The following is a 13,751-nucleotide window of genomic DNA, read 5'->3' on the forward strand; positions in this document are numbered from 1 at the left end:
ATTGAAGAAACGAATTGGCATTGTTTTTATTTGGTTTAGTGGTTTAATTTTGCTTTTAACCAGTATATTTTGGCTGACTAAACCTACATTTAGTGCTGATATGTTTAGTTTGCTGCCAAAATCGCATTCTCAATTAGCTTATGGCGAACAGCTGTTTTTTGAAAAAAATGCCCACCGTGTGGTGTTTTCATTTGCTGGTGAGCAAAAAAATAACGCCCACGATGAATTTAACAATTGGCTTGAGCAGCAAGGTATAACAAGCACATTTAATTTTCCCTCTATAAACGCTTTAACAACCACATTTGCGCCTTATAAATATGCACTATTAAGTAAGCCCTATAAGCAAAAAATAGCAGACAAAGCCAGCTTTGAGCAGTTTTACCTGCAGCAATTAAATCAGTTAGGATCGCCATTTGTTAGTGCTACATTAAGTACTGATATTAGTTTAAGTTTAGCTGGCTTTATTAGCGAAAACTTAAGCCAAAGCCAAGTTTTTACTATTAAACAAAACCGCCTCACTCGCCAGTATGAGGGGGTTGAATATGCAATGCTTTTTGCCACACTGCCAGAGCCAAACTTGAGCATTAATAATGCAATTAGCTTAGCTGCTAAAATTAAAACGCAAATAAACACTCTAAGTAAAGCGTACCCAAATACCACTATTTCTTATTCAGGGGTGCTGTTTCATACGGCTGAAAATGCCCAACAAGCAAAATACGAAATGAGTTTGTTTGGTGGCATTAGCCTAATGGCACTAATGGTAATGGTGTTTTGGGTATTTAGGGCGCTTAGCAGTATTTTATTAGCGAGCTTTACAGTGCTTAGCGCATTAATGGGCGGCGCTATTGTTATGTTATTGGTGTTTAACAGCATTCACTTATTAACCTTGGTATTTGCCGTAACCCTAATAGGCATTGCAATTGATTACGCCTTTCATGGCATGACTGATTTAGCCAAAGTAGCAAATGAAACTGCACAGCAAGCCTCTTCTAACGGCTATAGCAAAGGGGTGAAATCGGCGTTATTACTCTCTTTTATTACGACCGCATTAGGCTACAGCTGCTTATTAGGTGCACCGTTAACCTTATTAGCGCAAGTGGCTGTGTTTGTTATAGCTGGCTTATTTAGTGCATGGTTGTTTACTGTGTTAATTTTACCATTTTGGCAGCAAACACTGCGTGTATCGACATCGAGTTTATTACTCAGTAAAAAAATAACGCGGGTGTTTTTGTACTGTAATAAAATAAAAAAACCACTGTTTATTGCGCTAAGTATAGTGCTTGCAAGCTTATTGATATTAAAACCGATTGAGTTTAATGATGATATTAGATTGCTTAATGCCAGCTCTGAGCAGCTAATGGCAAGTGAAAAAAAACACTTAACTTTACTGGATCAATGGCGCAGCCATATAGTATTTATTATTGGCGACAATGCACAACACGTGTTACAAAAACAACAGCGGTTAGTTAGCAATTTAACCGCGAGTAACCCGCATATTAAACACAATGCCATTAACCGATGGCTGCCTAGTATTGAGCAGCAAAAAAATAATTTAGCGGTGTTTAATCAAGCTAAAAAAAGTGGTGTATTTGCACTAAGCGAGCAATTAACTGGGCGGCAATTAAGTAGCGGCCCCGCGCAATTTATTACCTATAACGCATTATTAAATAGCGATTTTAAACCCTTATTGTTAGCGCAAATGCATGTTGAGCCGCAGCAAGCCATAACCTGGATGACAATTACCAATATTAATACACAGAGCTTAAGCGCCGCGCTTTTAGAAGATGATGGCTTATTGCTATATAATAAACCGCAGCAAATTAGTGCGTTATTAAGCGATTACCGAGCATACTTATTGTTAAGTTTAGTGCTTGCAGGGGCCATTAGTTGGTTACTTTTTAGTTGGCGTTTTGGCGTAAAAATTGCCACTTTACAACTGTTAAGCTTGTTATTAGTGGTTGTTAGCATGCTGTGGGTGTGTAATGCAATTCAAGGCAGCCTGTCGTTATTTAACATGTTGGGCGCGTTGCTAGTGGTAGCCTTAGCTATTGACTACCTTGTTTTTTATCAAATAAATAAGTTACAGCCAAAAAATATATTGGCAATTAGTTTATCTGCAGCGTCTTCTATGTGGGTGTTTGGTATGTTAAGTGCCTCAAGCACCCCTGCTATTTTTAGTTTTGGACTTACCGTAATGGTAGGGATTTTAGCGGTATATATTTTATCGCCGCTGAGTGTATTACCCTCGCAAAAGGAAGGATAAAGTGAATAACCCTGAGCAGTTTGATGTTGTTGTAATTGGTGCGGGCCCCTCTGGCGCACTTGCAAGTAGCCTTTTAGTGCAAAAAGGCTGGCGAGTATTAGTACTTGAGCAACAGATTTTTCCGCGCTTTACTATAGGTGAGAGCTTGTTACCGCAATGTATGGAGTATTTGGCCGACGCTAATTTAGTCGCTCCATTGCATGAACACGCTGCTAGTTTGGGGTTTCAGTTTAAAAACGGCGCTGCGTTTCATCGAGCGGGTGAAAATACCGCTATTAATTTTACCGAAAAATCATCACCAGGGCCAGGTACTACTTATCAAGTGAAAAGAGGGCTGTTTGATAAATTACTAGCCGATAATGCACAGCTGCAAGGGGCTGTTATTCGTTATCAGCACAGTGTTAAAGACTACAAGGTTACTGATGTTTTTGAAAACAGTTCCGATAAAGGTAATACCAATAAAGATAGTACCGATAAAAATGGTGGTGCAACCTTATTAGTACACGACGCGCAGCAGCAGCCTTACCAAGTTCAAGCACGCTTTGTGTTAGATGCCAGCGGTTTTGGCCGAGTATTACCTAAACTACTAAACTTAGAGTTACCTTCTAACTTTCCGGTACGCAGTGCTTATTTTAGCCACTTTGTAGATAATATTAGCGATGAAAATTTTGATCGTAATAAAATCCTCATTACCGTACACCCAGAGCACCGAGATATATGGTATTGGCTAATTCCCTTTAGTGATGGCACCGCAAGTATTGGTGTTGTAGCAGAGTCTGAGCGTTTTAATGACGACGAAGCAGAGGTAATGTTAAATCGCTTTTTAGAGCAAGATCCACATTTAAAAGCACTGCTAGCTAAACGCGAATTAATTGGGCCAGCTCGCAGCATAACAGGCTACTCCTCTAATGTGAGTAAGCTGTATGGACAGCACTTTGCGCTATTAGGCAATGCGGGAGAGTTTTTAGATCCGGTGTTTTCATCAGGAGTAACCATTGCGCTTAAATCAGCAAGTTTAATTGCCCCTTTGGTCGATCAGTATTTAAAAGGTGAGACGATTGACTTTGAGCAGCATTATGCAAAACCGCTACAAGCGGGAGTTAACTGTTTTAGAACTTTTGTTACAGGCTGGTACGATACGCGCTTTCAAGACGTAATATTTCATACAGAGCAAAACAAACAAGTGCGAGAAATGATCAGTGCAATTTTAGCCGGATACGCATGGGACACGAGTAACCCATTTGTTGCACAAAGTGAGCGCCGCTTAAATGTGCTAGCTCAGCTGTGCCGAACCTAATATGTTGAAATTAATATGCTTAAACTAATACTCCAGCGTGCTTTGATATTGCTAACCTGCATAGTGCTGTCAGCCTGTGCGAGTCAGTTTAGTTCCAGTGCAGCTATAAGCATAGCACCTGCGGCTAGCCTAAATTTAAATAGCATGGCGCCATCAATGTATGGCCGCTCTTGGCAACAAGTGTTATTTATTACCACTGGGCAAGAGCAGCATACCTTGTTATCGCAATTGGCGGTTAATGAGGCGGGAGGGGTCAAGTTGCTGATGATGACCAGCCAGGGCTTTCCAATTGTAGAGCTTGAAAAATCACCCAAAGAGCCAATTAAAGCTAAAAAAATGCTTGTAGGCGTCGATATAAATCCTGCTTATGTATTGGCCGACATTGCCTTAGTACATTGGCCTGTTGCGTTTATAAATGAGCAGCTGAGCGGCGCACTGGTGGAGCAAGTAGGCACACACAGACAAGTACTACAAAATCATAAAACCCTGATCACCATTGACTATAACGATGATGCAATTACGCTGCATAATATTGTACGTGATTATAAAATAATATTTAAAAAGGTAACTCAGTGACATATTGGCTAAATAACTTAGGTATTGTTAGTGCGATGGGAGTAGGCCCGCAGGCAACTCTCGATAGCTTAAACAGTTATAACTCTGCAACGCCTATATTAACTCTAAATTCTACACTTAGCGCGCAACAACAGCCGTTATATGTTGGCCAAGTAACCTCGGTTGCGTTGGCGCAAAAAAAACGTATAAATACCTTTATTGATATGTGTTTAGCGCAACTACAAACAACTATTGAGCAATTTTCGCATATCGATAAATCCCGTATTGCGGTGGTGTTAGGCACGAGTACTTCGGGTATTGCAGATGGTGAACGGGCTCGTGCTCATTTTGAACACACAGCGCAATGGCCAAATGACTTTCATTATTATGACCAAGAACTTGCCACCCCAGCACACTATATTGCGCAAAAGCTTGATGCAAAGGGACCCTGTTATAGTATTTCTACAGCCTGTACATCAAGCGCAAAAGCATTACTAAGTGCCCGCGCACTGCTAAAAGCTGATATGGCCGATGTTGTTATATGCGGTGGCGTTGACACCCTATGCCAACTTACTCTCAATGGTTTTGATTCGTTAGCGTCGTTAAGTAGCGGAGTTTGCCAGCCGTTTTCAAGTAACCGAGACGGCATTAATATTGGTGAAGGCGCAGCATTATTTGTAATGAGTAAAGGCGTAAGCGCAATTACAGATAAAGCAATTGCACTGTACGGTGGCGGCGAAAGCTCTGATGCACATCATATTTCAGCGCCCGATCCCAATGGTATGGGCGCGCAATCTGCAATGCAAAAAGCACTAAAACAAGCGCAATTAGCTGCCCATGAAATTGACTACATAAATGCACACGGTACCGCAACGCTAAAAAATGATGAAATGGAGGCACTTGCAATTAATCGTGTGTTTGGCAACAATACGCCACTTAGCTCAAGCAAGCACTTAACTGGGCATACCTTAGGAGCTGCAGGCGCAATTGAAGCCGCGCTATGCTGGCTACTTCTTAAAGAGCAAGGCCAGTATGCATTGCCGTATAACGTATTATCAACAGGCGGTAACTTGGCCGATGTAAAAATAATAAAACAAGCATTTAAGCCCAAATTGCGTTACTGCTTGTCAAACTCATTTGCCTTTGGTGGCAATAACGCCAGTTTAATTTTAGGTATTGCCAATGAATGAGCTGAGCAGTAATCATTACGCAATTGAGCAGTTGCTTGCCCACGACGCACCAATGATTTTAATTGACACTTTAACGCATTATAGCGCCGAGAGTGCGCGTTGCCAGGTAACGATTACACCGCAAAGTGCGTTTTATAATGCCGATATTGCCGGTGTACCCAGTTATATTGGGGTTGAGTATATGGCGCAGTCAATAGCCGCTTACGCAGGCGCATTAGCAAACGATGCAAATGAGCCTCCTAAAATAGGCTTTTTAATTGGTACGCGTAAATATCAAACCCATCAAGCGTGTTTTAAAGTTAATAGTAGTTTAACTATTAAAGTGCATAAGCTATATCAAGAAGAGTCGGGATTGAGTGTGTTTGAATGCCAAATAATCCACGGCGATACATTAGCATGTGAAGCAAAAATTAATGTTTTTCAGCCCGAAAATCCGCTGGAATTTATAAGAGATAATCAATGACAAAACGAATTTTAGTCACAGGTTCAAGCCGTGGCATAGGCAGGGCTATTGCGCTTAAATTAGCATCCCAAGGGTATGACATTACAGTGCATTGTAAAAGTGGTGTGGCAGATGCACAAGCAACTTGCGCAGCAATACAGGCATTAGGCCAAGCTACTAGCTTATTACAATTTGATGTATGCGACAGAGCCGCCGCCAAAGCACAAATAGAGCAAGACATAGCCCAGCATGGTGCTTATTATGGCGTGGTATGTAACGCAGGTATTACCAATGATATGGCGTTTCCGGCTATGCAAGGCGAGGACTGGGATTGTGTTATTCGTACCGGGCTTGATGGCTTTTATAATGTGGTGCACCCCACGGTAATGCCTATGGTGCAAAACCGTAAAGGTGGGCGTATTGTAACCATGGCTTCTGTATCGGGCATTGCCGGTAACCGTGGGCAAGTAAATTACAGTGCAGCAAAAGCCGGTATTATTGGCGCTACAAAAGCGTTGTCGTTAGAGTTGGCTAAGCGAAAAATAACCGTAAACTGCGTTGCACCTGGGTTAATAGAAACCGCAATGACTGACGAGTTACCGGTAGACGAAATGCTAAAAATGATCCCGCTTAAGCGTATGGGCACAGTAGAGGAAGTTGCGGGTACTGTGGCATTTTTAATCTCAGATGATGCGGCCTACATTACCCGCCAAGTCATTTCAGTTAACGGTGGTATGGTGTAATGAAACGCGTTGTAGTGACAGGTATGTCGGTGATCACCGCACTTGGCGATGAATGGTCGGTATTTAAACAAGCACTGATCAGAGGCGAAAATGCAGTGACCACTATGCCACAGTGGGACAAAGCACCAGAGCTTAATACGCGTTTAGCGGCGCCGGTTACTCATTTTGAGCGACCGAGTCATTATAAACGTAAACAAATACGCTCAATGGGGCGAGTGGCGCTTATGTCAACACGCGCTACAGAGTGCGCGTTAGAGCAAGCCCAGTTACTCAATCATAGTAGCTTAACCGATGGCTCTACGGGGGTTTCTTATGGTTCATCTATAGGGTCAACCCCGCCGTTACTCGCGTTTGCTAATATGATGGAGTCGGGCTCTATGTCTGGGGTAACAGCCACTAGTTATATTCAAATGATGGCGCATACTGCTCCGGTTAATGTTGGAGTGTTTTTTGGCTTAAAAGGGCGAGTGATCACCACAAGCTCAGCTTGTACCTCAGGCTCACAAGGTATTGGTTATGCCTATGAAGCAATAAAATTTGGTCGTCAAAAGGTGATGGTTGCTGGTGGTGCAGAGGAGTTATGTATTACCGAAGCCGCAGTATTTGATACCTTATATGCTACCAGCACAAAAAACGACACACCCAAGTTAACCCCCAGGCCATTTGATAAAGACCGTGATGGATTAGTGATTGGCGAAGGTGCTGGCACACTGATTTTAGAAGAGTATGAACACGCAAAAGCGCGCGGTGCCACTATACTGGCAGAGGTGGTTGGTTTTGGTTGTAATAGTGATGGTGAGCATGTTACTCAACCTACCTCTAAAACAATGCAAATAGCGATTGAACAAGCCCTACACGATGCAAATTTAACCGCCCAGCAAATTGGTTATGTAAGTGCGCATGGCACCTCAACCGATCGAGGCGATATAGCAGAGTCGCATGCCACTTTTAACGCATTAGGGGCAAAACCCATTAGCTCTTTAAAAAGTTATTTAGGCCACACTTTGGGCGCATGCGGTGCTATTGAAGCGTGGGCGACGATTAGTATGATGAATGATAACTGGTTTGCCCCCACAATAAACCTCACCGAGGTGGATAACGAGTGCGCTCAACTTGACTACATAACAGAGCAAGGGCGAGAAATTAACACCGATTATGTAATGAGTAATAACTTTGCTTTTGGCGGTATTAATACCTCTTTAATATTTAAACGCTATAAAACAGATTAAACCATGCAAAAGTAAAGTAATGACTAACTGTTAGCACTTTTTTACTGTATAATTTGCGACCCTTGATAATGTGGCCGCAGGTTATATACCATGAATTTTAAATCTTTTAGTTTTGCTCCTGAACTTGTTCAGGCGTTAGACGAACTTAACTATCACACCCTTACGCCCATTCAGCGCGCAGCAATTCCTGCTGTTCGTAAAGGTAAAGACGTTTTAGCAAGTGCACAAACGGGGACGGGTAAAACCGCCGCGTTTGCGCTACCAATTATTCAAAAATTATTTGAGTCTGAAGTAAGCACTACTAATGCTCCGCATGCTTTAGTTTTAGCGCCTACGCGCGAACTTGCAGAGCAAATAGCAAATAACTTTAAAGACTTCGCAAAACACACTTCGTTAAAAGTAGTCAGCTTATTTGGCGGTGTTAACACCGCAGGCCAAGCTAATGCACTTAAAGAAGGTGTTGATATTGTAGTAGCAACGCCAGGGCGTTTACTTGATCATATTCGCTTAGGTAACTTAAGCCTTGCCAGCGTAAAGCATTTGGTACTTGATGAAGCAGACCGTATGCTCGATATGGGCTTTATTGAAGAGATGCAAGGCGTTATAAAAAGCTGCGCTGACGATCGTCAAATCTTGTTGTTTTCAGCTACTTTCCCAGCAGCAATTAAACAGTTTGCATCTAAAGTATTAAAACAGCCAGAAATAGTACGTGTTGATCAAACAAACAGTACTGCTAGCACTGTAGCGCATGTGGTTTACCCAGTTGAAGAGCGCCGTAAGCAAGAGCTGCTTTCTGAGCTAATTGGTAAGAAAAACTGGCAGCAAGTGTTAGTATTTGTAAACATGAAAGAAACAGCCGATGAGCTAGTAACAGAGCTTAACCTTGATGGTATTCCGGCTGCGGTTTGTCATGGCGATAAGTCACAAGGTAATCGTCGTCGTGCGCTGCGTGAATTTAAAGAAGGTAAAGTACGTGTATTAGTGGCAACAGAAGTTGCGGCGCGTGGTATTGATATAGACGGTTTACCGCGTGTAATTAATATTGACTTACCTTGGCTTGCAGAGGACTACGTACATCGTATTGGTCGTACTGGCCGCGCAGGTAAAGAAGGCCAAGCAATTTCATTTGTAAGCCGTGAAGAAGAAAACATGTTGTTTGAAATTGAAACCTTAATTGGTCAAAAAATTAAACGTGTTTACTTAGAAGGCTATGCAGTAAGTAACCGTGAAGTATTAATTGATAAAATTGGCAAAAAGCCTGCACACTTACGTCGTACTCGTGCTAATAAGCCATCTGGTCAAGCAACTGGCGAAGCAAGAGCAGTAAATCGCTCACGTATATCTAAAATACGTAAAAGCTTAAAAGGCGAAAAACTGTCGCTTAAAAAGTAATTAATAATGCGCTAACCTAATATGGTTATTTGCAGTTACAAAAAAACCTGAGCTTGCTCAGGTTTTTTTATGGCTTAAATTAATAAAACGCTTATTTTGCGTTTTCTAGCATTGAAAGCGCCACCGCTTCAGCTGCTTTAATACCATCAATACCTGCCGATAAAATACCACCGGCATAGCCTGCGCCTTCTCCAGAAGGGTAAAGCCCTTTAGTATTAATACTTTGAAGTGTTTTATCGCGCTTAATACTTACCGGCGAAGAGGTACGTGTTTCTACCCCTGTTAGTAAGCCATCATTAGTTGAAAAACCACGAATTTGCTTATTAAATGCCGGAATTGCTTCACGCAGAGCATCAATTGCATATTTAGGTAATACATCGGCTAAATCGGTTAATTTAATACCCGGCGTATAAGATGATTGCACATCGCCTAAAGCTGATGACGATTTACCCTTTAAAAAGTCGCCAATAAGTTGTGCTGGCGCATCGTAATTACTGCCGCCAAGTTCGTATGCTTGTTTTTCAAGTTTACGTTGTAACTCAATACCCGCTAATGGGTGACCCGGAAAGTCTTGCTCTGGCGAAATACCTACAACAATAGCGCTGTTTGCATTGCGCTCACTACGAGAATATTGGCTCATACCATTGGTAACAACTAGGCCTTCTTCAGAGGTGGCTGCAACCACAGTCCCCCCTGGGCACATACAAAAACTATATACGGTACGGCCATTATCACAGTGGTGAACTAGTTTGTAATCAGCAGAGCCTAAAATGGGGTTACCTGCATTGTCGCCAAAACGGCACTCATCGATCATAGATTGCTTATGCTCGATCCTAAAGCCCACCGAAAATGGTTTAGCTTCCATGTAAATACCTTTTTTATATAGCATATCAAAGGTATCACGGGCACTGTGACCCACAGCAAGCACTACATGGCGGGTATTTAGCTGCTCGCCATTTGACAAGGTTAAGCCCGTTACTTGGCCGTCTTCTAAATGAATGTCGTCTACGCGAGTGCTAAAGCGAATTTCGCCGCCAAGTTCTACAATATGCGCGCGCATTTTTTCAATCATAGTTACCAGTTTAAAGGTTCCTATGTGTGGCTTACTTACGTATAAAATTTCTTCTGGCGCGCCAGCGGCAACAAACTCGGTAATAACTTTACGGCCATAATGTTTTGGATCTTTTACTTGGCTGTATAATTTACCGTCGGAGAATGTACCTGCGCCGCCTTCACCAAATTGTACATTTGACTCGGTATTTAGTGCGCGCTTACGCCAAAAACCAAAGGTATCTTTAGTGCGCTCGCGTACTTCTTTACCACGCTCTAATATAATTGGCTTAAAGCCCATTTGTGCCAACACTAAACCTGCAAATAAACCACAAGGGCCAAAGCCTATTACGACAGGGCGCTCTTTTAAATCGTTATTTGCCTGGGCAACAAACTTATAAGCGGTGTCGGGTGCTACTTTTACATGCTGATCTTTGGCAAAAGTTGTGAGTAACTGCTCTTCGTTATCAACGCTTATATCTAAGGTATAAATAAGTAAAATAGCTGTTTTTTTACGGGCATCGTAACCACGTTTAAACACATTAAAACTATGTAACTGTTCTGGCGTTATTTTTAGCTTACTGACAATGGCATCTTTAATTGCATTTTCGTCATGATCTAGCGGTAGTTTTATTTCGGTTAAACGTATCATTTTGTCTCTTTTAGGTGTCTTAGCGGGCTTTTAATTACCGCTCACAATAAGGGGAGTAGCGCAAATAGCACCACAAAACATAAGGCGCTTATTTTACGTTAAATTACGCTATTATGGCACTTATATATTGTATTTTAGCCTTGGTTGGGTATGATCCGCCGTTGTCGTTATAAAACCTTAGGCATTGAACCATTATGGCATTTGTAGTCACCGAAAACTGTATTAAATGTAAGTACACAGATTGCGTATCAGTGTGCCCAGCAGATGCATTTTTTGAAGGCCCTAACTTTTTAGCTATAAGCCCAATTGATTGCATTGACTGTGGTTTATGCGTACCTGAATGTTCAGCTGATGCTATTTATCAAGAAGATGAATTACCAGAGTCACAACAAGAGTTTACCGAACTAAATGCCGAGCTTGCACTTATATGGCCACGCATTACGCAGGCAAAACCAGCCCCAGCCGATGCTGATGAGTGGAATGGTATTGCTGATAAACTCAAGCTTATTGAAACCTAATCGCTGCGCTTAAATACTTCTTTATTATTAATTAGTTAATGTTATGCAAAAAACTCTTTGCAAGGTATTAACAAATCCATTGGTATAAACTACAATCCACGCCAGAAATTACTCTTATTGAGTAATTTAAGTCTAAATGGATGTTTATGCAGTACTTAATAATAATAAAAAAACAATCAGTGTTCTTTATTTTAAGCTTTTTCTTTCTTTTACTCACCACTCCAAGCGCGCTTGCCAATAAACAACACTATTCACTCACGCGTATTAATAAAAATATAACAGTAGATGGGGTAATGAATGAGGCGCATTGGCAAGATGCCACGCGCATTGCATTGCAGTTTCAAGATGAACCAAATGAAAAAGGTACGCCACCGGTAAAAACCGATGCTTATATATACGAAGACGGCAGTAACTTATATGTAGCGTTTGTTGCACACGATCCTGACCCAACGCACATTCGCGCTGCACTGCGAGATCGCGATACTCTGTGGCAAGATGACACCGTGGCACTAGTAATTGATACCTTTAATGATGAGCGCTCTGGTTATGAATTTTATGTGAACCCGCTAGGGGCTCAGGGCGATATTCGCATGACCGACACCGATGGCTGGCAACAAGACCTTTCTTGGAATGCCATTTGGGATAGCGCAGGCAAGATTACTGAGCAAGGTTATGTGGTAGAAATGCGTATTCCTTTTAAAGCGCTGCGTTTTGCACAAAATAAAGAGCAATTAACCTGGGGTTTTGCCCTAATGCGCAATTATCAACGAGATGTGCTTTATCAGTTATCAAACATTGGGTTTGATCGCGATATTAAGTGCAGCCTTTGTCAGTTTGATAAACTTACCGGCTTTGAAAAAATAACGGCCAGCAAAAACCTGCAATTAACGCCTACTTTAACTGCGCTGCGTAACGATACCAAATCACAGTTACCGGGTGATTGGGAAAATGGCGATGTAAACGCCGAAGTAGGTATAGATTTACGCTGGGGCTTAAGCCAAGACGCCGTTATAAACGCCACTATAAATCCAGACTTCTCGCAAGTGGAAACCGACTCTCTGGCGCTGGATATTAATACCACTTACTCTATATACTATGAAGAAAAACGACCGTTTTTTTTAGACGGTGCGTCATATTTTAAAAGTAGTTTATTTGAGCTTTTATATACTCGCACCATTGCAGAGCCTAATCTAGGCGCTAAATTAACCGGCAAAACAGCTAATCACAGTTATGCGGTGATGTTTGCCGATGACGACAATAGCAATATTTTACTGCCAACTAATCAGGGCTCAGGATTTGCAAGCTTAAACGAAAATACCAAAGTGGCAGTGGCGCGTTACCAGTACGATATTGGCCAGCAAGGCACTATAGGGGTTTCAAGTACGCATCGTGAAGGTGATGACTATCGCAATACGGTTTTATCAGTTGACGGGAGTTACTGGTTTAATCAATCAGACACCTTAAGTTATCAAGTTGCGAGCAGTGATACCCGCAACTCAGCATTTTTAGTTGAAAATTATAACCTGTCACAAACACAATCCGATCAAGCGTATGCAATTAAGCTCACCCGCGATAAACGCGATTATAAATTATTCGCAGAGTACGAAAATATTGGCGCAGATTATCGCGCCGATTTAGGCTATCAAGCTAAGGTCGATTACGAAAAAGTTATTTTAGGAGGCGGGCAAACCTGGTATCGAGATGAAAATGATTTAGTTACCTCTTGGTCATATGTAGCTGATTGGGATAAAACCTGGGCGAAAAATGGCGATTTACTTGAGCAAGAGTACGAAGGTTATTTAAGCTTTAAAGGCCAAAAACAGTCTATTTTCGAAATAGGGCTGATACATAGGTATGAAAATTATAACACTAATTTTTATAATCAAAACATTGGTTATATTTACAGCGGATTTAAACCAACAAAAGATCTTAGGCTGTCTTTGTATGTTGAATACGGGAGTCGCATTGACTACAGTAATGAGCAACTAGGTGACGCCTTTGATACCCAAACTCAAGCGGTGTGGGATATAAACAATCATTGGCAAGTTGATATAAAGCATAGCTACAGCCAATTAGACAACCCACAAGGGGAGCGTGTTTTTACAGCTAACCTAATTGATTTTAGGCTTTACTATAAATTTAATATGCGCTCAATGCTAAAGCTTATTTGGCAATTTGAAGATATTGATCGCAACGAAAATGCTTATTTTTATCAAGTGAACCAAACTAATAAAGATTACGGCAGCCAACTCGTTTATTCGTACAAAATTAATGCGCAAACATTATTTTACTTAGGGTATTCAGATAAAGGTTATCAAGATGATTCACTTAAAAGCTTAGAGCGCGACCAGCGCACCTTTTTTACTAAAGTCAGTTACGCATGGCAGCTTTAAAATGCACTTAATTAGATAATAATGAAT

The 13,751-nt window shown here is 41.5% G+C and carries 11 protein-coding genes; 10 read left to right on the plus strand and 1 reads right to left on the minus strand.

Annotated elements, in window-relative coordinates; all coding sequences use genetic code 11:
- The first annotated feature begins 1 nt into the window (after position 1).
- From AAEZ22_RS06780 to AAEZ22_RS06815, 8 genes are all read left to right on the plus strand, one after another.
- Positions 2-2,263, plus strand: coding sequence for an MMPL family transporter (locus AAEZ22_RS06780; RefSeq protein WP_197182309.1), 2,262 nt, complete (start codon positions 2-4; stop codon positions 2,261-2,263).
- A 1-nt stretch (position 2,264) separates the two neighbouring features.
- Positions 2,265-3,560: an NAD(P)/FAD-dependent oxidoreductase gene (locus tag AAEZ22_RS06785; RefSeq protein ID WP_011330030.1), complete on the plus strand. Its 1,296-nt coding sequence runs from the start codon at positions 2,265-2,267 to the stop codon at positions 3,558-3,560.
- Between the two features lie 156 nt (positions 3,561-3,716).
- A complete protein-coding gene (locus tag AAEZ22_RS06790) occupies positions 3,717-4,136 on the plus strand; it encodes a DUF3261 domain-containing protein (protein ID WP_231613330.1) in 420 nt (139 codons plus the stop codon).
- Positions 4,133-5,305 carry a beta-ketoacyl-ACP synthase gene (locus tag AAEZ22_RS06795; protein WP_197182310.1) on the plus strand — a complete coding sequence of 391 codons (1,173 nt, stop codon included), beginning with the start codon at positions 4,133-4,135 and terminating at the stop codon, positions 5,303-5,305. Before AAEZ22_RS06790 ends, AAEZ22_RS06795 begins: the two co-directional genes overlap by 4 nt.
- Positions 5,298-5,768, plus strand: a complete 471-nt coding sequence (locus AAEZ22_RS06800) for a hotdog family protein (protein WP_225740935.1) — start codon at positions 5,298-5,300, stop codon at positions 5,766-5,768. Before AAEZ22_RS06795 ends, AAEZ22_RS06800 begins: the two co-directional genes overlap by 8 nt.
- Positions 5,765-6,490, plus strand: a complete 726-nt coding sequence (locus tag AAEZ22_RS06805) for a 3-ketoacyl-ACP reductase FabG2 (RefSeq protein ID WP_086995832.1) — start codon at positions 5,765-5,767, stop codon at positions 6,488-6,490. Before AAEZ22_RS06800 ends, AAEZ22_RS06805 begins: the two co-directional genes overlap by 4 nt.
- Entirely contained in the window at positions 6,490-7,719 is a 1,230-nt protein-coding gene (locus AAEZ22_RS06810) for a beta-ketoacyl-ACP synthase (RefSeq protein ID WP_197182311.1), read from the plus strand. Before AAEZ22_RS06805 ends, AAEZ22_RS06810 begins: the two co-directional genes overlap by 1 nt.
- Positions 7,720-7,809: 90 nt before the next feature.
- Positions 7,810-9,111, plus strand: coding sequence for a DEAD/DEAH box helicase (locus tag AAEZ22_RS06815; protein ID WP_011330036.1), 1,302 nt, complete (start codon positions 7,810-7,812; stop codon positions 9,109-9,111).
- A 91-nt stretch (positions 9,112-9,202) separates the two neighbouring features.
- Here AAEZ22_RS06815 and AAEZ22_RS06820 read toward each other — a convergent pair whose 3' ends face one another.
- Positions 9,203-10,813: an NAD(P)/FAD-dependent oxidoreductase gene (locus tag AAEZ22_RS06820; RefSeq protein WP_011330037.1), complete on the minus strand. Its 1,611-nt coding sequence runs from the start codon at positions 10,811-10,813 to the stop codon at positions 9,203-9,205.
- A gap of 194 nt (positions 10,814-11,007) precedes the next feature.
- On the opposite strand from AAEZ22_RS06820, the gene fdxA reads away from it, so the two are divergent.
- Both fdxA and AAEZ22_RS06830 read left to right on the plus strand, forming a co-directional pair.
- Complete coding sequence (gene fdxA, locus AAEZ22_RS06825) at positions 11,008-11,331, plus strand: ferredoxin FdxA (RefSeq protein WP_011330038.1); 324 nt, start codon at positions 11,008-11,010, stop codon at positions 11,329-11,331.
- Between the two features lie 146 nt (positions 11,332-11,477).
- Positions 11,478-13,724 (plus strand): carbohydrate binding family 9 domain-containing protein, encoded by a 2,247-nt coding sequence (locus AAEZ22_RS06830; protein WP_197182312.1) that lies wholly within the window; start codon positions 11,478-11,480, stop codon positions 13,722-13,724.
- Positions 13,725-13,751 lie beyond the last annotated feature (27 nt).

The sequence above is a fragment of the Pseudoalteromonas sp. 20-MNA-CIBAN-0454 genome (genome assembly GCF_040308685.1).
GTDB lineage: Bacteria > Pseudomonadota > Gammaproteobacteria > Enterobacterales > Alteromonadaceae > Pseudoalteromonas > Pseudoalteromonas nigrifaciens.